This is a genomic window from Micromonospora sp. D93 (assembly GCF_018070365.1).
GTDB classification, from domain to species: domain Bacteria; phylum Actinomycetota; class Actinomycetes; order Mycobacteriales; family Micromonosporaceae; genus Micromonospora; species Micromonospora ureilytica.
Genome location: NZ_JAGPXW010000017.1, coordinates 1 through 23,451, shown reverse-complemented (window position 1 = coordinate 23,451; position 23,451 = coordinate 1). Strand labels below are relative to the sequence as shown.

The window sequence follows — 23,451 nt, the reverse complement described above, 5'->3', positions numbered from 1 at the left end:
GGCCGGGTCCGCAGTCGACCGTCAAGGTGCTAATACGAATTATCGAGCGGCTTTCGTCGACAGAACTTCTCTGCCCGAAGGTCTTGACGGCGACGCCGGGTGCGCCGCACCATTTCACCTCACCGACGCTAATGCGTATTACCCCGGTAATGATTGGACACGGAACGTGACTGGTTCGCGCAGGCGAGTCACCCAGCACGACATCGCCCGGATGACCGGCGTCAGCCAGGCGACAGTCTCGCTGGTGCTCAACGGCCGCGACGACGGCAACGTCAGGATCGCCCCGGAAACCCGGGAGCGGGTCCTGCACGCCATCCGCACCACCGGTTACGTCGCCGACCCGGTCGCCCGCCGGCTCGCCGCACGGCACAACCGCATCCTCGGTGTGTTCACCTACGAGCCGGTCTTTCCGACCGGCACCGGCGACTTCTACCACCCGTTCCTGGTCGGCATCGAGGAGTGCGCCGAACGGCTCGGCTGTGACCTGCTGCTGCTCACCAGCGCCCCGGTGGCGGGCGGCCGACGACGGATCTTCCACGACGACAACCGGCTCCGCCTGGCCGACGGTTGCGTTCTGCTCGGTCGATCGCTGGACCACGACGAGCTGACGCGGCTGGTCACCGAGGGCCAGCCGTTCGTCTCGGTCGGCCGCCGCGACGACGCGGGCGGGCCGGTGCCGTACGTCGGCGCCGACTACCCGACCGCCACCGCCACCGTGGTACGTCGCGCGTTGGCCGCGGGTCATACCGCGCTGGCCTACCTGGGTCAGGGCGCCGGCCCCGAGTCGCACGCCGACCGGATGCGCGGCTTCCGGGCCGCGCTCGACGAGGCCGGACACACGCCGCGGCACCTACCGACCACCGACCGCTCCCCCGCCGAACTGCTCGACGCCCTGCTCGCGGCGGGCGTCACGGCGGCGGTGGTCGAGGAGTACGCCGACGGTGTGGCCATCGCCCAGCTCGCCCGCGAACGAGGGCTGGACATCCCCGGTGATCTGTCCATCCTGGCGCTCGGCGACCCGACCCGACCGGCCAGCACCGACATCGACTTCACCGGCTTCCGCATCCCCCGCCGGGAAATGGGGTGGCAGTCCGTCGAGGTGTTGACCGGGCTGCTGGAGGCGGACCCGGAAACCGTGCCGCAGCGGCTGGTGCCCTGCCAGCCCGTCGACGGCGCCACCCTCGCGCCGCCGAAGGCGATCCCGTGAAAGGACAGCTCTTGCCAGAGATGCAGGCCGAAGTTCTGATCGTCGGCGGCGGACTAGGTGGCGTCGCCGCGGCCCTCGCCGCGCTACGCGCCGGCCGTTCGGTGGTGCTCAGCGAGGAGTACGACTGGCTCGGCGGTCAGCTCACCAGCCAGGCCGTACCGCCCGACGAGCACTCCTGGGTCGAGCAGTTCGGCGTCACCGCCAGCTACCGCAGGCTGCGCGACGGCATCCGGGACTACTACCGCGCCTACTACCCGCTCACCGACCGGGCCCGCCAGGCCACCGCGCTCAACCCGGGGGCCGGGCACGTGAGCCGGCTCTGCCACGAGCCACGGGTCGCGGTGGCGGTGCTGGAGGCGATGCTCGCGCCGTACCGGGGAGCCGGTCGGCTGCGGCTGCTCCAGCCGTACCTGCCGGTCGGGGCCGACACCGACGGCGACCGGGTGACCGGGGTGACCCTGGCGCACCGGGACAGCGGCGAACAGGTGCATGTCGTCGCACCGTACGTGCTGGACGCCACCGAGACGGGCGAACTGCTGCCGTTGACCGGCACCGAGTACGTCACCGGCTTCGAGTCGCGGGGCGAGACCGGCGAGCCGAGCGCGCCGGACGAGGCGCAGCCGGAGAACATGCAGGCGTTCTCGGTCTGCTTCGCGGTCGACCACGTCGACGGTGACCACACCATCGACCGGCCGGCCCGGTACGACTTCTGGCGGGCGTACGAGCCGCCGTTCTGGGGCGACCGGATGCTCTCCTTCCGCTCACCCAACCCACGCACGTTGGAGATCTCCGAGCGCAGCTTCACCCCCAACCCGGACGACGACCCGTGGTTGGTGATGGCCGACCAGCGGCTGAGTCCGGGCGACGGCAACCTGTGGACGTTCCGCCGGATCGCCGCTCGGCGCAGCTTCGTCCCGGGCAGCTACGACAGCGACATCTGCCTGGTCAACTGGCCGATGATCGACTACTTCGAACAGCCGCTGATCGACGTGCCGGACCCCGCCCACCAGATCGCCGCGGCCCGGGAACTCTCCCTGTCGGTGCTCTACTGGCTGCAGACCGAGGCGCCCCGCGCCGACGGTGGGACCGGCTTCCCCGGGCTGCGACTGCGTGGTGACGTCACCGGCACCGGCGGCATCAGCACCGGCGGCGACGTCGCGCACAGCGGTCTGGCCCAGGCCCCGTACATCCGTGAGGCGCGGCGCATCCGCGCCGAGTACACGGTCGTCGAGCAGGACCTCTCCCTGGCGGTACGCGGAGACAAGGGCGCGGTCAGCTACCCGGACGCGGTCGGCGTCGGCATGTACCGGATCGACCTGCACCCGTCCACCGGCGGGGACAACTACGTCGACGTGGCCTCGTGCCCCTTCGAGATCCCACTCGGCGCCCTGATCCCCCGACGGGTGGAGAACCTGCTGCCCGCCGGGAAGAACATCGGCACCACCCACATCACCAACGGTTCGTACCGCCTGCACCCCGTGGAGTGGAACATCGGCGAGGTCGCCGGCCTGCTCGCGGACTTCTGCCTGGCCCGCCGGGTCACTCCCCGCGCGGTGCGTTACACCCCCGGCCTACTGGCCGAATTCCAGAACCGCCTCGCCGACGAGGGCGTCGAGCTGCGCTGGCCCGACATCGCCGGCTACTGAGGGAGAACCCTGATGAGGAAACGGTTGACGGCCGTCGTCGCGCTCGCCGCGATGCTCGGCCTGAGCGCGTGCGGCGGCGGCGACAGCGCCGGCTCCGACGGCCCGGTCTCGCTGCGGATGACCACCTGGTCGGCGAACGAGGCACACCTGAAGCTGTTCAACGAGATCGCGGCGGAGTACCAGAGCAGCCACCCCAACATCGCGAAGATCACGTTCGACCCGATCCCGTTCGAGAGCTACACCACCACGTTGACCACCCAGATCGCCGGCGGAAACCCGCCCGACCTGGCCTGGGTCCTGGAGAACGCAGCTCCCGACTTCGTCTCCTCCGGCGCGCTGCTGCCGTTGGACGAGACCCTGCGCAAGACCGACGGGTACGCCTTCGACGAGCTGGCGCCGGCCGCGACCAAGCTGTGGCAGGCCGACGGCAAGCTCTACGGCTACCCCTTCTCCACCTCACCGTTCGGCATCTTCGTCAACACCGACCTGGTCAAGGCCGCCGGCGCGAAGAGCCCCGCCGAGCTGATCGCCGCCAACGCCTGGACCTGGGAGAACGCGGTGACCACCGCCTCGGCGGTGGCCGCCGGGACGGGCAAGGCGGGCCTGGTGGTACGGGACTTCGACTACAAGGGCTGGGACAACCTCTCCACGATCTGGACCGGCTGGGGCGCCCAGGCGTGGAGCGCGGACGGGAAGACCTGCGGCTTCAACGCCACCGAGATGGTCGACGCGATGACCTTCCTGCACCGGGCGATCTTCACCGCGAAGGCGCTGCCCGGCCCGGGTACCGCGGCCGACTTCTTCGCCGGCGAGGCCGGCATGACGATCACCCAGATCTCGCGGGCCTCGCTGCTGGAGAAGCAGAAGTTCGGTTGGGACCTGGTGCCGCTGCCGGCCGGCCCGAAGGGTGCCTACTCGGTGATCGGTCAGGGTGGCATGGGTGTGTTGAAGAAGGGCAAGCACGCCGACGCGGCCGCCGACTTCCTGGCCTTCCTCACCAATCCCGCCAACTCCGCCAAGCTGGCGCAGTTCTTCCCGCCGCCGCGTACCCCGCTGCTCACCGCCGCGACGCTGGCCAAGACCAATCCCCTGCTCAAGCCGGCACAGTTGCAGAGCGTGGTGATCGACGGGATCGCCAACGGTGTGGTGAAGCCCAACCACACCGGGCAGGCCGAGCTGAGCCAGGCCGTGCGGTCGGCGCTGGACCCGATGTGGAAGGCCGACGCGGACGTGCGGGCCGTGCTCGACGGGGTCTGCTCGGCGATCAACCCGCTGTTGGCGAAGTAGGGGATCAGCGATGCCGGTCCTGACGGACGACGTGGCGGGTCGGGCTGAGCCCCGGCCCGTCCCGGGCGGCACGGCAGCGTCGCCGCGACGCGGGTGGTGGACCAGTCGTCGGCGCGACCAGTTGGCTGGCCTGCTCTTCGTGACCCCACAGCTGGTGGGTACGGCCCTCTTCGTGTTGCTGCCGCTGGGCCTGGTGGTCTGGTACAGCCTGCACGAGTGGAACGTGCTCGCGGACACCTTCGACTTCGTGGGCACTGACAATTACCGCGAGCTGATTGACGACCCGAAGCTGCCGGGCGTGCTCCGGAGCACGCTGTTCTTCTCCGTGGGCCTTGTCGTGTTCAACCTCGCCCTGGCCCTGCTGCTCGCCGTCCTGCTCAACCAGCGGCTGCGCGGCACCGTGGTGTTCCGGACGCTGTTCTTCTCACCCGTGGTGGTGTCGCTCGTCGCCTGGACGATCGTCTGGGGTTTCCTGCTCCAGGACAACGGCGGCGTCAACGGGGTGGCCGGCGCGGTCGGCCTGGACGGCCCCAACTGGCTGCGCGGCGAGTGGACCGCGCTGCTGTCGGTGATCGTCGTCCAGGTGGTCAAGAACGTCGGCCTCAACATGGTGCTGTTCCTCGCCGCGTTGCAGGGCGTCCCCGCCGAACTCTACGAGGCGGCCCGGGTCGAGGGCGCGAGCCGGTGGACCCAGTTCCGTCGGATCACCGTGCCGCTGATCAGCCCGACCATCCTGCTGACCTCGATCATCACAGTGGTCGGCGCACTACAGGTCTTCGCCCAGATCGCCGTGCTCACCCAGGGCGGACCGGGCACCTCGACCACAGTGCTCGTCTACTACCTCTACCAGCAGGCCTTCCAGTTCCACCAGTTCGGATACGGGTCGACGCTGTCGGTGCTGCTGTTCCTGATCGTGCTGACGCTTACCGTCGTGCAGTGGCGGATGCGCAGGAAGTGGGTCTTCCATGAACAATAGGCTGTCGTTGCGGGCCCGGGTGGCGATCTATGGGCTGATCTGCCTGCTGGCGATCCCGTTCGTCTTCCCGACCTGGTGGATGGTCACCTCCTCGTTCAAGCCGGTCAGCGACATCTTCGCGTTCCCACCGTCGCTGATCCCCACCGAGCTGAGCTTCTCGGCGTACCGGCGGGTGTTCGAGCTGCAACCGTTCGCCCAGCAGTACCTCAACAGCGCGTACATCGCCGCGGTGGTCACCGTCGGCACCCTCGCGGTGTCGTCGCTGGCCGGCTACGCGTTCGCCCGCATCCGGTTCCGCGGCCAGCACGCGCTCTTCATGGTGGTGCTGGTGGGCCTGCTGATCCCGAGCGAGGTGACCATCGTGCCGCTGTTTCAGATGTTCAACTCGGTCGGCCTGATCGACACCCACTGGCCGCTGATCCTGGTGCCGACGCTCGGCGCGCCCAGTGTGCTGGCCACCTTCATCATGCGGCAGTTCTTCATCACACTGCCCAGCGAGTTGGAGGAGGCCGCCCGGGTGGACGGGCTGGGCCGGCTGGCGACCTTCTGGCGGATCGCGTTGCCGCTGGCCCGCCCGGCCCTCGGCGCGGTGGCGATCTTCACCTTCCTGCACAGCTGGAACCTGTACCTGGAGCCGATCGTCTTCCTGTCCACCCCGGAGAAGTTCACACTGCCGCAGGCGCTTACCCAGTTCGTCGACGCGTACGGCGGCCCGATGTGGGACGTACAACTCTCGGCGGCCTCGATGACGGCGCTGCCCGTCCTTGTGGTGTTCGTCATCGCGCAACGGCAGTTCATCGAGGGCCTCGCCCACACCGGCCTGAAGGGCTGATCATCAGGCGTGTGTCCGTTGCCAACCCGTGCGTCCGAAGCCCATGGCGCGCTACCCGAACGTACGCCGGAGCCACTCGTCGTAGGCCAGGGGAAGGATGAGCAGGCTCAGATAGGCGGTGAACGCCACGAGCAGGACCAGCAGCGCCGCGATGACGACTCTCGCGAGTGGCCCGGTCGGCCGGATGGCGGGGACGATCCGCGGCACTCGACGCCGGTAGGCAGCGCCGAGTGCCGCGGACAGGATCATGACGGGTATCGCGAGGATGATGCCCTGCACGATGATCTCGTGGGTGACCCGGGAGAACGACTGGGCATACAAGGCGCCAAAGCACCGGGTCGGCGCGGGCGAGAAGTCCCAGACGTTGACGTGGCAGGCGATCGGGTCCGTCACGAAGAAGATCACCAGAGTGGACAGCACCGCCGTCGTCGAGCCGGCCAGGGCCGCCAGGGCCGGCCGGTCCGGGCCGGGTCGGCCCACGATCACCCCCAGCACGACCGCGACGGCGACCGCGGCGATGGTGACGCCCGCGGCATCGTAGATCGCGAAGAACGGAACACCGTCCACCACCTCCTGCTGGCGAGCCCAGGCCGGTAGTGCGGCCTGGGCCGCAAAGGGCAGCACGGCTCCGATCACCAGCACGCCGGCCGCGCCGACGGCGCCGACGGTAAACGCGGCCCCCAGCCTCAGCGGCTGGTGATCCGGTGCTCCACGGTTCCGGCCCCTACGAATGATCGCCGGAACGAGCCAGAGCACCGTCAGTAGGAGCAGCGTGAACGGGTTGAACACCAACCGGGGCGCACTGTCGAACCGGATATCCGCCCATCTCGCGATGCCGCTGTACCAGCCGATGTCCGCCCCGATCGCCGGAGGCTCACCCCAGCGAATGGCGAAGCCGCTGGGGACCGCGCTGGCGGGCAGCCAGACGGCGAAGAGGAGGCCGCCGAGGAGGGCCACGATCACCACCACGGCTGGCATGACCCACGGCGCACCTCGCGGCGCAATGAGCACGCGGCGGGCCGTCGACGTGATCCAGCAAGCGATCAGCACGCCGGCCGTCGTCAACAACAGCGTCGAGACGACCCAGGCCGACGGGCCGATCAGGCCACCCGGCACCTGCACGGTCCCGGCCACCTGCAGGGACAGGAACGAGCCGGCGACACACCCGGCGGCGAGCACGACGGGACCGACCAGCCAGGTCAACGCCGACGGCACCCGGGTGGGATCGATCGCGACGGCCCGCCAGATCACCACCGCGAGCAACGCGACGGCGACCGCACCGACGAGAAACCCAACCGTCGCGAGCGCCAGCCGAGGATCGCTCAACACATTGATGCCCAGCAGGAAGCCGGCGTTGGCGCAGACCAGGCCGGTCGCGATACCGATGCCGGCCAGCTCCCACAGACCGACTGTGGACAGCAACCGGTGGTCCGCCACGGTGGCGAGCCGCCGACGCGGATCCGGGTGGGTGCCCCACCTGCTCCACCAGTACCGAGGCGTTGGCAGGCGCTCCAGGACGGCTCGCAACGCGTCCCCGCTGCCCTGTCCTGCGGCGGCGACGTCGGCGTGGGTCTCCCGCACGCGCAGGATCGCGTTGCGGGTCAGGTAGACCAGGGCGGTCAGCACCAGCAGCGAGCCGAGGCGGTAGGCAGTCGAGCCCGGATCGTCCACGAGTTGGACGTCGCGCCAGTGCCAGCCGAGCGGCGTACGGAACAGCTCAGGGTGCACGGTCAGGACAAGGTAGGGCAGGAGCGCGACGGCGACGAACGATCGCCAGATGGCAATGGTCAGGTAGGTCCGATCCACGTCCTCATGACGAAGGTGTGCCAGTTCGTGCCGCACCACCGCCCGAAAGGCGGGCCGGTCAGTGGTGTGGAGCAGCAGCAGCCCGGCGTCGAGTTGCACGTATCGGTGCCAGGGCAGGCCGAATGCCTGACCGCCGGTGGTGCGGGCGAGGGGTGCGAGACGCCAGTCCGGCGAGGTGTCGAGGCCCATCTCGTGGCTGAGCTGCTCCAGGTGACCGAAGAGCTGTGGTGCGGTGCTCTCCGACAACCGCCTCAACCTGCGTCGACGCACGATCCACCAGGGGTGCGACAGGTACGACGCCAGCGCCACGGCAGTCAGCAGGGCGACGCCGCCGGCGACGAAGGCCACCTGGTCGACGAGCACTGGGGCGAGGCACTCGCTCAGCCGGCGGTGGGCGGCGTCCGACCTCTGGGCATCCTCCTCGGTGACTATCGGAGTGTCGAACCAACCGGGTGCTGCCGATCGCTCCGCCTCACACACCTCGATGGCGGTCGTCAGACGGTGCAGCCGGTCCGGGAGAAACGTGTAGACACTCAGGAAGACGAACCCGCTGGTAGCCAGGACGACCGCAGCCAGAAGCGCGAACCGGAGGGTGGACGCCGCCGGTGCGTCACGCCTCCCCACCATCGACCTGACCTTGGCCTACGACCGCGTCAGCGATGAGCATCGCCTGGTTGGCGGGGACGCCACCCTGACGGGCCACGCGCTCAACGATCCGGCGAATCTGGATCCACTGCTCGGCGGTCAGCGTCAGCGGCGCAGTCTCGTCGAGGGCGGGATCCGGACGACGAGGGAGTCCGAACAGGCGTCGGACGCCGTCGGCCGTCGCCTTCACACCCTTCAGCGCCGCTTCGGTGACCACGTACCGGACGACCTCGCTCATCGCGGCCAGGAGAGCTGGTGTCATGATCACCGCCAGCTCAGGCAGCCCGAACCGGAGCGGTCCGCCGCCGCCGCCGTCACGGCCGAAGGCTTTCGGGTCGGCAAAATAGGCAGCGCTCAGCAACGGGAAAAGTTCGTCTCGCTCGGCTGGCGAGAACTCCCGCACCAACGGCCACACGAGATCACGTAGCAGGGCCTCATCCGGGTCAGCGCTCATGAGATCCTTCCCGACCTCGGCGATCCTCGATCCGGGCAGCGTCGAGCATAGTGGACGCGCTCTATCACTGACGGTGGCCGGAACGCCATCGAAGCACCGAGCGGACCGTCCGCTCGCTGCTCGCGCCGACGAAACCGTTATCCCCGTCCGGTCGGCAAGTCTCCTGAGGGGAGGAGTTGGGCGATCAACCACCACCTCCCCCTCGTCAGCAGTGCGACCACATGAAGGAGCGAGATCGATGCGTGCAACCGGCCAGGCGGAAGCGGACGCCGCGAGGGGAAACCGAGGCGCCCACGCGGACCCCCGACGCGGGTTGCTCGGCCGCCTTCCCATCGGTGCACGGCGGCTGCTGTGGCCGCTCGTCGTGGCGGCAGTGGTCGCCGTACTGGTGACGGGTGTGATCGTGGTGGTGCAACCGACCGGGCCGACGCCGGCCCCGGCGGCGACGCAGGCGCTCGACACGCCGCCGCCCGCGAGCCCGCAACCCGGCGCACCCAGCCCGACCACGCCCGCCGCCACGACGAGCCCGGCGGGGGCGACCCCGACGCCGACGCCGACGGCGAAGCCGACAACCGGGCGTCCGGTCGCTCCGGCGGCCCCGGCGGTGACCTCGAAGCGCAAGGGCGTCGGGGTGTGGACCTTCGACGGTGTCAGCCAGGCGCTGGCCAACTCCGGGGCCAGTTGGTACTACACCTGGGACGTGGCCCACTCGGGCGTCACCAGCCCGACGGGTGCCGAGTTCGTCCCGATGATCTGGGGGGCGAAGAGCGTCACCGCCACCAACCTGCAACAGGCCAAGAAGAACGGCCGTCACCTGCTCGGGTTCAACGAGCCGGACCTGAAGGGTCAGGCGGAGATGACAGTCGAGCAGGCGTTGGAGCTGTGGCCGCAGTTGCAGGCCACCGGGCTTCCGCTGGGCAGCCCGGCGGTGGCCTGGGGCGGCGACCGGCCGGGCGAATGGCTCGACCGGTTCATGGCCGGGGCGAAGCAGCGCGGCTACCGCGTCGACTTCATCGCCCTGCACTGGTACGGCGGTGACTTCACCACCGCCAACGCGGTCAACCAGCTCAAGTCGTACCTCCAGGGCGTGCACGACCGGTACAAGCTGCCGATCTGGCTCACCGAGTTCGCCCTGATCGACTTCTCCAACGGCGTCCGCTTCCCCACCCAGGCACAGCAGGCCGCGTTCCTCACCGCGGCGACCCGGATGCTGGGTGGCCTGTCCTGGCTACAGCGGTACGCGTGGTTCGGCCTGCCCGCCACCGACAAGGACCAGACCGGTCTGTTTCGTACCGGCAGCACCGCGACCGCCGTGGGCCGCGCCTACCAGGCGGCGCGCTGACCTACAGCACGTCGACGTGGTCCCGCCAGGAGTGCTGCGGTTCGTACCCCAGCACCCGGCGGGCCTTGTCGATGCTGAGCAACGTCTCGTGCTCACCCAGCTCCTTACGGATCTCGACGCCCGGGTAGACCTCGGCCATCAGGCTGGCGCTGGAGCGGCTCATGACGGTGTCGGCGTTGGCGATGACGAAGACGTCGGCACCGGGCTGGTCGTGCGCGAGCGCGCGCTCGACCGCCTGGGCCCCGTCGCGGGCGTCGATGTAGCCCCACAGGTTCCACCGGCGCAGCCGCGGGTCGGCGTCGAACGAGGGGAACGGCGCGTAGTCCTCGACGTCCATGACGTTGGAGAAGCGCAGACCCACCATGACCAGCTCCGGGTCCCACCGGCAGAAGTGCCGGGCCATCTCCTCCTCCAGGGCCTTGTTCAGCGAGTACGTCGACTCGGGCCGTGGCGCGTACTCCTCGTCGACCGGCGCGTACGGCGGCGGGGTGTCGAACGGCAGCCCGAGCACCGTCTCGCTCGACGCCCACACGACCCGCTTGATTCCGGCGGCCCGGGCGGCGGCGAACACGTTGTACGTCGCGGCGGAGTTGTTCGCGAAGGTGGTCGCGTTCGACTTCAGCCCGGGGGCCGGGACCGCCGCCAGGTGCACGACCGCGTCGACGCCGCCCGCGTGCTCGTCGGCGCCCCCGGTGAGCGCCTCCACCACCTGCCCGTAGTCGGTCAGGTCGACAAGCAGGAACTCGCCGTTCACGTCGCGCGGGTCACGACCGCCGGCGCGGTCCACCGCCAGCACGTCGACGCCCACGGCGCGCAGGTGGGCGACCACGGCACGGCCGAGCTTGCCGGTGGCGCCGGTGACGACAACACGCCTGGGCAGTGCGGAATTGCTCATGACCACATCCTCTCCGGCGCAGCAAGGTGCCTCGCGCACGGGTGGGGCCTACTCCGCGTCAGGCACACACACTCAACTGCCAGTAGTAACCGACGCTAGCCGCTCGCGCAGCGACTGGATAAGCTTCATTCGGAACGATGTCGCTTCTGGTTCCTCGTCGTCCGGTACGCCTCGACCGCCTTGCGGGAACTTCGCCAGATGCCGTCCGCCCCCTGCACCGCGTCCAGACGTCCACGCTGGGCGGCCTGTCGCAAGGCGGGAAGGCTGAAATCGGTTGTCACCAGGGCCGCGAGCGGTACGAGGCGGGCAGGCCCGGCGACGTTCGGCACGATGAAGCGATTCAGGTTGTCGTACATTGCACGTGCGATTAGCTCCCCCAGCGCTCCGTAGTCCCCGAGGTCCGCCCTTTGCATGGCAGCAAGATAGGCGTCACGCTGACGCTTGAAGATGATCACGGGCGGGTAGCCGAGGCGTACGAGAATCAGGTTGAGCAGTAGGCGGCCCGCACGCCCGTTCCCGTCGATGAAGGGGTGCACCCGCTCGAAGTCGTCATGCAGCCGGGCGAGTTCCTCGGGCAACGGCCGATCCAGCGAGCCACCGGCCGCAAGACGCTCCCCGGTCTCGCAGGCCTCCTCGACCCACTGGTTCACCTGGGCCGGCACCAGAGTCCATGCCGGCGGAGCCATACCTGCGGAAAATGGGCGGATGTCGTGCCGCCGGAAGTTGCCGGGTCCTTCGGTGCCGGTGGCTTCGGGGGGAGGTTCAACGTCCCAAACGGGAGTCATTGCGGTGCGATGCACCTGGCGGACCTCGGTGACGCTGACAAGGCGCCCATCGTGCCATCCGTCGGGTTCAAGGGCCTGGCTGTAGACCCACCGGGCGGCGTCGGCGTAGCCACGGACCTCGTTGTATTCCCTGAGCGGCTTTGACCCGACGGCCCGACCCCGTTCCAGTAGCGCCTGCACCTCACGAAGCACCAGCGTGTTGCCCTCCAGCGCGGTGGAGTGGTGGGCCTCTTGGTGCCAGATGTCTTCCCAGATCGTCTGGGCTTCCTTCGGGCTAGGAAGGCCACCGAGGCGCTGGTTTAGCTCACTCAACGCCTGATCGAGACGCAGGTAGACGGTGGCGCGGCTGGGACGGCCTCTTCCCACCACACACCCACCTTTTCCCCACAGTTGGTCGTTCGAATATCGACGAACGAAACTTGTCACAGGATTCCGCTGGTCAATTGAACTTATCAAGTTCCGCGCATCGTCCGGCGGAGGCGCGCACCAGGCGTAGTTATTCTCTGACCGCCGGAGCTACTACTTCCGCCACGATCCGGAACAGCGGGCGACGCAGACACCCGGTGCGTAACGTGCAGGGGTAAACGTTGTCGCGACGAGGAGACTTCATGTCCAAGCCACCGCTTCCCGAGGCCGCGGTCGCCATGCTCCAGAAGCCCAACCCCGCCGTCATGACCACCCTTCGCAATGGTGGCCAGCCGGTGTCCGCCGCCACCTGGTACCTGTGGGAGGACGGCCGGATCCTGGTGAACATGGACGAGAGCCGCCGCCGCCTGGAGCACGTCCGCAACGACCCCAGGGTGTCCCTCACAGTGCTCGACGAGGCCGGCTGGTACACCCACGTCAGCATCATCGGGCACGTCGCCGAGCTGCGCCCCGACGAGGGCCTGGCGGACATCGACAGGTTGTCGAAGCACTACACGGGCAACGCGTACCCACGGCGGGAGCGTGCCCGGGTCAGCGCCCTGATCGAGATCGACCGCTGGCACGGTTGGGGCGCGCAGAAGGACAACAACCAGGTCGGCTGAGCGCCCGCCCTGGCGCCCTCGACGACAGTCGTCAGGGGCGCCAGGGCGTCAGCCGTCAGGGCGTCAGGGCGGTGGCGGACCGGGCGCCGACGCGGGTCACCAGGTAGCCGAAGGCCGCCGCGGTGAAGAACATGACGATGCCGTAGACGGCGCCCGGGATCGCCATCTGGGTGCTGTTGAGCAGCGCCGGGCTGAGCGCGATAGTGATGGCCAGGGTGCTGTTGTGGATGCCGATCTCGAACCCGGCGGCCGTCGCGGCGTTCCGTTCGACACCGGCGAGGCGCGGCACCCCGTACCCGATGGCGAGGCTGAGCAGGTTGAAGGCGAGCACGGCCAGGCCGACCGAGACGAAGTAGTCGGCGATGTTCTCCCGCTCGCCGAGCACCGCGCCGGCGATCACCGCGACGAGCACGACGACGGAGAGGATCCGGACCGGGCGGTTCAGCCGCTCGGCCAGGTGCGGCATCCGCGCCCGGATGAGCATGCCGATCGCGACGGGGACGAGCACGATGGCGAAGACCTGGAGCACCTTGTCGAACTGCAGTCCGATGCTCCTCCCGTCGGGCAGGAAGTACGCCGCCGACAGGTTGACCAGGATCGGCAGGGTGAACACGGCGAGCACCGAGTTGATGGCGGTCAGGGTGATGTTCAGGGCCACGTGCCCGCCGAACAGGTGGCTGTAGAGGTTGGCAGTGGTGCCGCCGGGTGATGCGGCCAGCAGCATCATGCCGACGGCCAGCTCGGGCGCCAGGTCGAACGCGAGGACGAGGCAGAAGCAGAGCGCCGGCAGCACCAGCACCTGGCACACCAGTGCGATGACGGCGGCTCGTGGATGGTGGGCCACCCGGCGAAAGTCCGCCATGGTCAGTCCGAGACCGAGACCGAGCATGATGATGCCGAGGGCGACGGGTAGTCCGATCAGAGTCACGGCGGAGTCCATGGCACAACATCGTTACCACCCGGTAACGCCGTCACAATCCCCCATCTGGCTGGGCGGCTCTTGACCCCGGACGGTGATCGGCTTAACTTCATCAATCAGATAAGTCTCTTTACTAATTCTGCTTGCTGTCTCGTGGGAGTGTGCCGATGCGACCATTCCGCCACCGCCGTCTCACCGCCGTCGCCGCCCTGGCGACAGTGCTGGTCACCGCCGCTCCACCCACCGCCGCCAGCGCCGGTGACAACCACCAGCACCGCACTGGTTACCACCGGGTCGGCTACTTCACCCAGTGGGGCATCTACGGCCGGGCCTTCCCGGTCAAGAAACTCGAAACCTCCGGGGCGGCGAGCCGCCTCACCCACCTCAACTACGCCTTCGGCAACGTCAGCGAGGACGGCCGGTGCTACGTAGACGGCGGGCCGGGTGAGGGCGACGCCTGGGCCGACTACCAGCGCCCCGTCCCGGCCGAGGAGAGCGTCGACGGTGTCGCGGACGCCCCGGGTCAGGCGCTCAACGGCAACTTCGGCCAGCTCGCCAAGCTCAAGGCCAAGCACCCTGAACTGAAGGTGCTGATCTCGCTGGGCGGTTGGAGCTGGTCGACGTACTTCTCGAACGCGGCCCGCACCGACGCCTCCCGCAAGGCGTTCGTCACGTCCTGCATCGACCTCTACCTCAAGGGGAACCTGCCCGGCGGTGACGGCGCCGCCGGCGGCCCGGGCGCCGCAGCCGGCGTCTTCGACGGCATCGACCTCGACTGGGAGTGGCCCAACTGGGAGGGTGAGCCCGGCAACGTCATCCGCCCGGAGGACCGGCAGAACTTCACCAAGCTGCTCGCCGAGTTCCGCCGGCAGCTCGACGGGTACGGGCGCACGACCCGCGCGCACCACCCGCTGACCGCGTTCCTGCCGGCCAGCCCGGCCACCATGGACGCCGGCTACGAGGGTCGCAAGATCTTCAGGTACCTGGACTTCGCCACCGTGCAGGGGTACGACTTCCACGGCGGCTGGGACGCGCGGGCCAACCAGCAGTCGGCACTTCGGGTCCCGACGGGCGCCCCGGACAACCCGGACTTCTCCGTCGAGGTCGCCATCGACGGGTGGATCGCCCGTGGGGCGCCGAGGGACAAGCTCGTCCTCGGCATCCCCTACTACGGTCGCGGCTGGACCGGCATCACCGGCGGCGGCAACGGCCTGTTCCAGCCGGCCACCGGGCCCGCGCCGGCCACCTTCGAGGCCGGGTACGAGGACTACAAGGTGCTCAAGACCCTGGCCGGCAACGGCTACACGGTGCACCGCGACCTGCGCGCCGGGCACGCCTGGTTGTTCGACGGTACGACGCTCTGGACGTACGACGATCCGGCGGTCGTGTTGCAGAAGACGCTCTACATCCGACGGGCCGGCCTGGCCGGCGCGATGATCTGGTCGCTCGACGGCGACGACGACAACGCCACGTTGACCAAGACGATCGGTCTCGGCCTGACGACCTGGTAGCCGTACCCGATAGACCCGGCCCGCCGCCAGCCGCTGAGTCGGCCGGCGGCGGGCCGGCGGGACCGGGCCGCGACCCTTCGGAAGGCGTGTGCCCGCTGAGGGGGACCGCCGCCGGGTCACGCCGTCGGGCCGCTGTTACCCGACGTGCCGAGGTGGATGTCGACGTCGGCCGCCCCGGTCATCTGGTCGTACGCCTTGGTCTTGAGCCGGTTGGTCTGCAGCTCGCCGTCGAGCAGCGCCGCCCGCAGCGCCTCCGCGTCCCTGATCTCCTTGCTGGTCACCGCGTCGGCGGCGGTTGTCGCACCCTGCACGACCTCCAGGTGAGTGCCGTCGGTCGGCATCAGCTCGGCCCACTTGGCCAGGCAGTAGACCCGCTCCGGCACCTCCTGGCACTCGCTGGTCAGGTCCGGCATCTCGTCGCCGGTGCCGAGGTGGCTGGTGCGGAACGCGCCCAGTTCGTCGACGAACGCGGCCAGTTGCTGCTCCACGGCCGGCGCGAGCCGGGTCGCGACGGCCTTGCCGAAGATCCACCGCAGCGCGGCCAGCTCCATACCGGCCCGCACCGGGAGGTAGAGCTTCGCCCAGCTGGCGTTGAGGAAGTCACTCGGGTCGCGCTCGGGAGCGCGGGCGTCCCCGGCTGACCACCAGCCGGGGTACGACACGAACGAGGCGCGCTCCCAGTCGAAGACGCGGTGCCAGAACTCGATCTCCCACGCCTCGTCCCGCACACTGGCCGGAAAGTGCGCCTCGACGATCTGCGAGACCATCTCGTTGACCGGCGAGAAGCCGCCGCGCAGCCGCGCCTCGAACTCGTCAGCGGCCTCCTCCGCCGCCGCCAGCGCCGCGTCGCGCTTGTCCTGCCAGTCCTGCAGATCCGTCAGATAGCCCGCGATCAGCGCGTTGTAGGCGGCGTCGTCGGCGTTCTCGGCGACCAGCGTCGGGGTACGCCGGAACGTGGCGGCGAGTTGCACGTCGGCCCCGGGACCGGCGAGCCAACTGGCCGCGCCGACGTGGATGCGCACCCGCAGTGCCGGCTGACCGTTGGCGTCGGTGACCACCGGAACCCCGACCACCCGAGCCGCGATGCCCGACGGCGGCCGGCGGGTGATCAGGGTCAGGTTCTGCCGAATGGTCTCGATGTCGCCGTCCCACTCCCACCCGCTGTCGAAGGCGACGTCGATGTCGTAGTCGGCGCTCATGTCGCCCGTGAATCCCCACTTGTCGAGTGTGACCACCGGGGAGAAGATGGTGCGGGTCTCCACGGCGGCCGGCACGCCGGGCGCCGGGGGCACCGGCTTGACCGGCATGGTGGGCAGTGCGGCGAGAGCGTTGTCTCTGATCCGCTGGCGCCCGTCGGTGATCTTCTTGGCGAACGCCAGCGCCGGGTCCTTCACCGTCGGCGCCCAGCACACCCGGGCGCCGTATCGTTCGTGGGCCAGCTCCAGCCGTTGCAGCACCTTGAAGTAGTGCAGGGTGATCGGAGTTGCCCGGTTGGGGTTGCGTACGGTCCGCTTCGAGGTCGACTCCATGCCGGTCTCGCTGACCAACTTGAAGTCGGTCTTGTGCTGGGTGCGGTAGCGGGCGGCGACCTTGGAGGTGGCGGTCTGACTGTCCTTGACCGCACGACGGCTGGTCTCCTGGCTGGCCGCCGTCACGCTGCGCGTGTAGCCGATCGTGTGGCTGGCGTTGAAGGTGCCCCAGATGCCGGTTGGGCTGGTGTACTGGCCAGTGTGGCTGGCGTTGAGCCCCCAGGTGTCGGTGAGCGACTTCTGCCGCTCGAAGCCCTCCTGCAGTTCCGTGGTGAGCGCGCTGGTCAGCTCGACGTCGGTCTGCTTCTCCGTCTCGTCCTGCTCCTCCAGGGTCAGCTCACGCTTGGTGTAGGTGCGCTGCTCCAGCACCGCCTCCTCGCCGGGCGCGAGCGCCAACGCGTAGACGTGCTCGCCGAGCGCGAAGCCCACCGGCCGGATCCGGGTCCGGTCGAGGAACGCGATGCCCACATCGGACTGGAGCAGGCCGGCGACGAACTCCGCCTCCTGGTCACCGAGGAGGCTTTGGCGCCGGGCCGGCGGCTCGCGGTTGATCATGCCCGAGTCCTGCCCCGGCAGCGCCGCCTCGGCGGTGTCCATGTCGTTGGCCTTCCACAGCCCCGACAGGCCGAGTTCCTTGAGCAGGTGCGGCAGCCGGTCATGGGAGAGCCCGCCGTACCGCATCGCCTCGATGAGCGCCTGCTTGACGTAGAACGGCAGCAGGGGCGTCTCCCCGTCGTCGAAGGTGAGCTGGACCGGCACGAAGTAGTTGGAGTAGACGTAGCGGTCGGAGTGCGCGGTGCTGAACCTCAGCGTCGCCAGGTCCGCGTCGGCGACGACGACTTCACCCATCGGTGCTCCTCTAAAGTGGCAGCTTGAACAGGGTTTGCAGGCCCTGGTACGTCATCTCGTGCGAGGTGACGAAGAACCCGGGGAACAACTGGCTGAGGGCGGCCTGCCGGACGACGGTCTCCCGCACGGCGTGCGCCGTCAGCTCCTCCAGACCGGCGACGACCTCTGCCGGCACTCCGCCCTTCTTCGCCCGCTGGTAGGCGTCCGCGATCGCCTCCCAGCGACCGTCGAACGCCTCACCGAGGTCGTCGGCGACAGTGCCCCACGTCTTCTCGAAGCGCTCCAGCTTCGTCGACGCGGTCCAGTCCACGTTGGTGACCCGGGCCGCCTCCGAGTCGACCAACAGCAGGTCGCTGCGGAGCTCACCGACGGTCGTGGACGCCTTCCACCCGAACCGCTCGGCCAGGTGGCCGGCCAACGCCTTCTCCGCGCCGGCCGCGGACGGGCTCCGGCTGAACCCGACGAGGCGCAGCAGCAGGTCCCGGTCCGGGTGGCTGAGCAGGAGCTGGGCGACCGTCTGCCGTAGCACCGCGTCGGAGCCGCGCAGGGCCGCAGCCAGCTCCGGGTTGGCCGCGCGGACCGCCTCGACGACAGTGGCGAGCGACTTCTCCGCGAACGGCTGCAACCCCGGTGAGCGAGCGACCAACTGAGCGGTCTCGGCCGCCATCCGCCGGTGTACCTGTTGGCCGAGCCGCCAGGGCTGCGCCTGCCCGGCCTTGCGCAGCGCGCGGAACTCCTCGTACGCGGCGGTCTGCAACGCCCGGTTGGACACGGTGGTCAGGCGCTGTTCGAGCTGGCGGGCGATGGCGGCCCGCACCGCGGCGGCCCGGATGTCGCGGGGGGTCTTGGGCGGCTTGAGTTCGCGCAGATCCTCGACCCGCTTGATGATCTCGTCGAGCGCCTGGTTCAGCTCCGCTCGGCTGGCCGAGCGACCGGCCGACGACACCGTCTCCGACATGCACGCCATCAGGACCGGCTTGCCGTCGACGCTGATCAGCGCGCTGAGCCGGGCTCCCGCACCCGCCCCGGCGAACGCCTCGGCGTGCGCGGCCTGGTTGAACACGGTCAGGGTCAGCTCGGCGTCGACCAGCAGCGTCCGGCCCTGCCGGAACAGCGCGTCGAGCACCTTCGGGGGAAACAGGGTACGCAGCACGGCCAGGCCTACCTGTGGCGTGGCCAGCAGTGCCGCCCGGCCGATCGCGACGAGCAGCGCGGCGATCTGGGTGGTCAGGAGACGGACCTCGGCGGCGGCCTCCCGGGCGCCCACGATCAGCAGCGGCACGTACCGGACGGCGGCGCGCACCGCCACGCCGCCGAGCAGCCGGACCAGGTGGACCAGGCCGGTCAGCACCTGGAACAGGTCGCCGGCAATCCTGCCGAGCAGTCGGCCGGCGGCGAACGGGTCGAGTTCCTCCAGGTGCCGCCCGAATTCCGCCGCCCAGCCGCGCCAGAGCGTCAGCAGCCGCTCGGGCACGGTGCTCGGGTCCAGCGCGGCCACGACGCCGGCCAGCGCCTCGCGGACGACGGTGGCCTGCTCGGCAAGACGTTGCAGACCGGCCCGGGGGTCCACGGCGAGCACGATCAGGGTGGTCAGCTGCTCCTGCTGGAGGCGACCGACCAGCTGCACGAGTTTGCCGAGGTCGACCACCACAGTCGCGAACGACTCCCCGACGCCCACCAGGAAGCCGTCGAGGAACAGCTTGGGATTGATGCCGTTCCAGGCCGCGTAGTGGCGCATCGCGTCGAGCAGCGCGGGGTCGAGGCCGAGCAGGAATCGTCGGAACGCGCCGTCGGCGTCGACGTCGGAGGCCGCCAGGTCGAAGAACGCCTCGGCCAGCCCGAGCCTCGCCAGCATCGCGACCAGGTCCCAGACGTTGTCGGCGGAGATCCGGCCGGTCATCGCCTGCAACACCCGGTCGCGGGTCATCGAGCGGGTGGCGTGTGCGTCCACCCAGTACCGTACGGTCAGCGCGACGAACTCCACCCGCGGATCCTGGGTGCGTACGCCGTAGACCGCGGCCCGGTTCTCGGCGGACACCCGCGGCACACTGAACCACTCCCGGATCATGACGGCGTCGCCCGTCGGCTGCCCCAACTTCCCACCTCCTCCGGCGCAGTGCACTGTCCGGGCAAGGGGATTCGGGCGGTAGCGCTGGGTCGAGAACCCGACATCGATCTACTTCGGAGCGCCCGGCCGGGTGTCCGTGCGGCGATCGATATCGGTCAGCGGTCGTTCGTCTCGACAGACGGTTGGTGACCGGCCAGAGCACGCACCGCAGCCTCGATGAGCGCGGTCACCTGATCCATGTCGCGAGCCCGGTGCACGTCCACCTCGGCCGACCATCCGTCGGGCCGGGTGAGCTTCACCGTCACATCATCGCGGCGGTGGGTCAGCCAGCCGGCGATCGACTGCACCAGCACCATGGCGGTGCCCGCATCGCTGGCCGCCACCCGCAGCACGTCCGTGCGGTCCGCCGCCATTCCCTCGGGGGGCGTCGTGGTCACCCCCTCCCGCAGCCGCTCCTCGGCGCGCAGCCAGGACGCCAGCGACCGCCGAGCATCGGCGGACGGAAGATCCGGATCGACCGAGAGCGTGATCATCTCCGGCACGTCTCCTCCTCCCAGACGACGACAAACCCACGCCACCATCCTGCCACTCCGCGTCGGGACCGGCACGCCGCGTAGTCAACAATATCGATCAACCCTTGACCGCCGTATCGGCGATTCATAGGCTCCGGCCACTGCGAGGTTGTTCCCGAGAGGGGAAACACGACTCATGGCCCCATCGATGCGTCCGTTCCGGATGGCCCCCGCCAGGCGGCTGGCGAGTGCCGCCACGATCACGCTCCTGCTCGGCATGACTCCCCTGCTCGGCGGCACACCGGCCGCGAGCGCCGCCCAGCCCTCCCGGTGCAGCGACGACCCGACCGCCCGGTTGAGCACGGTGCCCACTCCGGAGAACGTGCTCGGCTTCCCGCTCGGCGCGGGGCAGGAACGGGTCGTCACCAACGACGAGGTCCGGACCTACCTCGGAGCCGTCGATCGTGCCTCCAACCGGGTCGTCACCGGCGTGATGACCACAAGCGTGCTCGGCCAGCCGTTGCCGTACGCGGTGGTGTCCAACGAACGCCATGTGCGGCCCGCCGCGCTACGCGAGATCGCCGATGACGTCCGCGACCTGCGCGACCCGCGCCGCACCAGCGCGCGGACGGCCGCCCGGACGGCGAAGGACAGCCCGGCCATCGTCTGGGTCACCGCTAACGTGCACGGCGGCGAGAAGAGCGGCGCCGACGCGGCGCTCAAGACGTTGTACGAGTTGGCGGCTGGCCTGTCCTGCGCGGTCGCCCAGCGCAACGACAACCTGGTCACCATCATCGTCCCCACCCAGAACCCGGACGGCCGCGACGCGACCCGCCGGCAGAACGAGTTCGGCTTCGACCTGAACCGGGACTGGTTCGCCCGCACCCAGCAGGAGACCGACGGCAAACTCGAACTGCTGCGCCGCTACCCGCCGCAGGTCTTCGTCGACGCGCACGAGATGGGCGGCCGGCAGTACTTCTTCCCGCCCAACGCCGACCCGATCCACCACGAGATCGCCGGTGAGGCGGTGGACTGGATCAACCGCATCGGCGAGGCCAACAAGGCCGGCTTCGGATTCAACGGGGCCTGCGACGAGACCGTCACCACCGAGTGCTACTTCAACTACGACACGTACGACATGTTCTTCATGGGCTACGGCGACACGGTGCCGACCACCGGCTTCGGCGCGGCCGGCATGACGTACGAGAAGGGCAGCGCGTCGGCGGTGGCCGACCGGGTCCAGCAGCAGTTCCACACCCAGTGGTCGACGCTCGGCTGGGCAGCCGCGAACAAGCGCGAGGTGCTGGACGGCTACTTCGACATCTGGACCGACGCGCTCGCCCAGGGCAGGGCGGGCACCCTGGAGCCGAACGAGGTGGTGCAGCCCACCAACGAGGTCCAGTTCCCGGTGCCGAACCTCAGCATCCGCTCGTACTTCCTGTTGCCCGACCGGCAACTCGCCGACGTCCGCCAGCTCGTCGAGCGGCTGCGCCGGATGGACGTGGAGGTGTACGAGGTGCAGAAGGCGACCCGGGTGCCCACCGCGCGGGTCTTCGGCGGGCGCAGCGCCACCAACGTGACGGTGCCCAAGGGCGCGTACTGGATCCCGATGGACCAGCCGCAGAAGCACTGGATCCAGGCGATCATGGGCGAGGACCCGTACGTCCCGTTCCCGTACTTCTACGACGTGTCGTCCTGGAGCAACCCGCTGTTGATGGGCATCAACACCATCTACACCGGAGACTCCGTCCGGCCGAGGGCCGAACTGGTCCGCAAGGTCTCCGGCGGTCGCACCGGCGCGGCGTGGCCCTGGGGCTCGTACACGTACCCGCTCGACTCGGCCGCCGCCGCGGAGTTCACCTTCACTCTGCTCGGCCGTGGCGTCCCCCTGGTCCGTGACCTCACGACCAGCCGTGTCGCCATCCCGGCCGCAAAGGTGAGCCGGAGCGTGGACGGGCTGGCCGAATCCCTCGGGGTCACCCTCACCCCGGGCGGTCGGCCCGCCGGCACCCGACTCGACCTGCCGGACGTGGGGTTGTTCCAGGGCGCCGGCATCTCCACCACCTCCGGCTCGCACGGGGAGGCCCGCTACGTGCTCGGCAAGCGGTGGGGGCTCGACCTGAAACCGGTCACCACTGCCGACATCAACGACAACACCGAGGCGTTCACCGGGCGTACCGTGCTGCTGGTGCCCGACGGCAGCAGCGCCACCGGCGGTCTGACCGCCGCCGGGCAGGCCAACCTGCGCGACTGGATCGGCCGGGGCCACACCTACCTCGGGCTACGCAACGAGGGCACCCGGGTGGCCCGCGCCGCCGGGCTCACCTCCACCACGGAGAAGACCAAGCCGGCGGACTACCTGGTGATCGGCTCGCACCTGCGCGTCGACGTCGACCAGGACAGCCCGGTGGCGCTGGGTCGACCGGCGGAGGACTTCGAGTTCAACAACAGCGACCCGATCCTCACCCCGAGCACCACCGGGACGAACGTGCTCACCTACCCGACGGATGACACGTTCTGGGCCAACGGTTACACCGTCGGGGCGGAGACACTGAAGGGCACCGCGGCCGTCGTCGACGAGCCGACCGGCGCCGGTCGGGCGGTGCTGTTCGCGTTCAATCCGCTCTTCCGCGCGTACAACGAGAATGGTCTGCACCTGGTCGCCAACGCGCTGCTCTACCCTCCGAACCCGCCGAGCGCCCGACGCACCCCGGGCACCGACGCGGCGCGCGCCAGCGCCGCCGCCGCGCCGGTGACGCCGGACCTGGGCGGCGGCTGGCGGCCGATCACCATCCAGGTGGCGGCCGGCGACCTACCCCGCACCCGGGCGATCGTCGAACGCTTCACCACCGACGCGCAGACGTCCGAGAAGAACGGCTCGGCGTATGTCGTGATCCCGAACCCCCAGGGACTCCAGGTCGACGAACACCCGTTCGCAAGAGATCTGGTACGCGCGCTGAACGCCGCCAAGGTGCCGCTGCGGTCGGTTGTCGGCTGACGCAGCCCCGCACAGCGAAGCGCCCGTCCCCTCGGCTTGAGTTCCAGGGATCGTCGCAACACGGTGGGCTAGTTCTGGGCTGACGCCAGGAGTTTAGACAGGCACTCGGTTGGGCTCTCCCAGCCGAGTGCCTTCCTGGGGCGGGCGTTTAGTTCGGCAGCG

Annotated in this window: 17 protein-coding genes; 9 read left to right on the top strand and 8 right to left on the bottom strand. The window is 69.6% G+C overall.

What is annotated here, in order from left to right:
• The first annotated feature begins 166 nt into the window (after positions 1–166).
• The 5 genes from KBX71_RS19660 to KBX71_RS19640 are packed head-to-tail and all read left to right on the top strand — an operon-like array spanning position 167 to position 5,948.
• A complete protein-coding gene (locus KBX71_RS19660) occupies positions 167–1,207 on the top strand; it encodes a LacI family DNA-binding transcriptional regulator (protein WP_210819467.1) in 1,041 nt (346 codons plus the stop codon).
• A gap of 20 nt (positions 1,208–1,227) precedes the next feature.
• Entirely contained in the window at positions 1,228–2,853 is a 1,626-nt protein-coding gene (locus KBX71_RS19655; protein ID WP_210819563.1) for an FAD-dependent oxidoreductase, read from the top strand.
• A 12-nt stretch (positions 2,854–2,865) separates the two neighbouring features.
• Positions 2,866–4,140: an ABC transporter substrate-binding protein gene (locus KBX71_RS19650; RefSeq protein ID WP_210819466.1), complete on the top strand. Its 1,275-nt coding sequence runs from the start codon at positions 2,866–2,868 to the stop codon at positions 4,138–4,140.
• Positions 4,141–4,150: 10 nt separating this feature from the next.
• Positions 4,151–5,116 (top strand): carbohydrate ABC transporter permease, encoded by a 966-nt coding sequence (locus KBX71_RS19645; protein ID WP_210819465.1) that lies wholly within the window; start codon positions 4,151–4,153, stop codon positions 5,114–5,116.
• On the top strand, positions 5,106–5,948 hold the full coding sequence (locus tag KBX71_RS19640) for a carbohydrate ABC transporter permease (protein WP_210819464.1): 843 nt from the start codon (positions 5,106–5,108) through the stop codon (positions 5,946–5,948). The genes KBX71_RS19645 and KBX71_RS19640 overlap by 11 nt, the downstream gene beginning before the upstream one ends.
• Positions 5,949–5,999: 51 nt before the next feature.
• On the opposite strand, the gene KBX71_RS19635 is transcribed toward KBX71_RS19640, so the two are convergent.
• Both KBX71_RS19635 and KBX71_RS19630 read right to left on the bottom strand, forming a co-directional pair.
• Positions 6,000–8,381 carry a M48 family metalloprotease gene (locus KBX71_RS19635; RefSeq protein ID WP_210819463.1) on the bottom strand — a complete coding sequence of 794 codons (2,382 nt, stop codon included), beginning with the start codon at positions 8,379–8,381 and terminating at the stop codon, positions 6,000–6,002.
• Positions 8,365–8,853 carry a hypothetical protein gene (locus KBX71_RS19630; protein WP_210819462.1) on the bottom strand — a complete coding sequence of 163 codons (489 nt, stop codon included), beginning with the start codon at positions 8,851–8,853 and terminating at the stop codon, positions 8,365–8,367. The genes KBX71_RS19635 and KBX71_RS19630 overlap by 17 nt, the downstream gene beginning before the upstream one ends.
• 238 nt (positions 8,854–9,091) lie before the next feature.
• On the opposite strand from KBX71_RS19630, the gene KBX71_RS19625 reads away from it, so the two are divergent.
• Positions 9,092–10,195: a glycoside hydrolase family protein gene (locus KBX71_RS19625; RefSeq protein ID WP_247683777.1), complete on the top strand. Its 1,104-nt coding sequence runs from the start codon at positions 9,092–9,094 to the stop codon at positions 10,193–10,195.
• A 1-nt stretch (position 10,196) separates the two neighbouring features.
• Here the strand turns inward: KBX71_RS19625 and KBX71_RS19620 are convergent, their stop codons facing one another.
• Positions 10,197–11,090, bottom strand: coding sequence for an NAD(P)-dependent oxidoreductase (locus KBX71_RS19620; protein ID WP_210819460.1), 894 nt, complete (start codon positions 11,088–11,090; stop codon positions 10,197–10,199).
• Positions 11,091–11,215: 125 nt separating this feature from the next.
• Positions 11,216–12,244, bottom strand: a complete 1,029-nt coding sequence (locus tag KBX71_RS19615; RefSeq protein WP_210819459.1) for a Fic family protein — start codon at positions 12,242–12,244, stop codon at positions 11,216–11,218.
• Positions 12,245–12,483: 239 nt separating this feature from the next.
• On the opposite strand from KBX71_RS19615, the gene KBX71_RS19610 reads away from it, so the two are divergent.
• Positions 12,484–12,903, top strand: a complete 420-nt coding sequence (locus tag KBX71_RS19610) for a PPOX class F420-dependent oxidoreductase (RefSeq protein ID WP_196926210.1) — start codon at positions 12,484–12,486, stop codon at positions 12,901–12,903.
• 55 nt (positions 12,904–12,958) lie between these two features.
• Here the strand turns inward: KBX71_RS19610 and KBX71_RS19605 are convergent, their stop codons facing one another.
• A complete protein-coding gene (locus tag KBX71_RS19605; RefSeq protein WP_210819458.1) occupies positions 12,959–13,843 on the bottom strand; it encodes a bile acid:sodium symporter family protein in 885 nt (294 codons plus the stop codon).
• A 146-nt stretch (positions 13,844–13,989) separates the two neighbouring features.
• On the opposite strand from KBX71_RS19605, the gene KBX71_RS19600 reads away from it, so the two are divergent.
• On the top strand, positions 13,990–15,333 hold the full coding sequence (locus KBX71_RS19600) for a glycoside hydrolase family 18 protein (RefSeq protein WP_210819457.1): 1,344 nt from the start codon (positions 13,990–13,992) through the stop codon (positions 15,331–15,333).
• A gap of 116 nt (positions 15,334–15,449) precedes the next feature.
• Here the strand turns inward: KBX71_RS19600 and KBX71_RS19595 are convergent, their stop codons facing one another.
• The 3 genes from KBX71_RS19595 to KBX71_RS19585 all read right to left on the bottom strand — a co-directional run bounded on the left by KBX71_RS19595 (position 15,450) and on the right by KBX71_RS19585 (position 20,312).
• Entirely contained in the window at positions 15,450–17,711 is a 2,262-nt protein-coding gene (locus tag KBX71_RS19595) for a hypothetical protein (protein WP_210819456.1), read from the bottom strand.
• A gap of 10 nt (positions 17,712–17,721) precedes the next feature.
• On the bottom strand, positions 17,722–19,806 hold the full coding sequence (locus KBX71_RS19590) for a hypothetical protein (protein ID WP_247683776.1): 2,085 nt from the start codon (positions 19,804–19,806) through the stop codon (positions 17,722–17,724).
• Between the two features lie 128 nt (positions 19,807–19,934).
• Positions 19,935–20,312 carry a hypothetical protein gene (locus KBX71_RS19585; protein WP_247683789.1) on the bottom strand — a complete coding sequence of 126 codons (378 nt, stop codon included), beginning with the start codon at positions 20,310–20,312 and terminating at the stop codon, positions 19,935–19,937.
• Positions 20,313–20,499: 187 nt separating this feature from the next.
• Here KBX71_RS19585 and KBX71_RS19580 point away from each other — a divergent pair, with 187 nt between their 5' ends.
• Positions 20,500–23,289 (top strand): M14 family zinc carboxypeptidase, encoded by a 2,790-nt coding sequence (locus KBX71_RS19580; RefSeq protein ID WP_247683775.1) that lies wholly within the window; start codon positions 20,500–20,502, stop codon positions 23,287–23,289.
• Positions 23,290–23,451 lie beyond the last annotated feature (162 nt).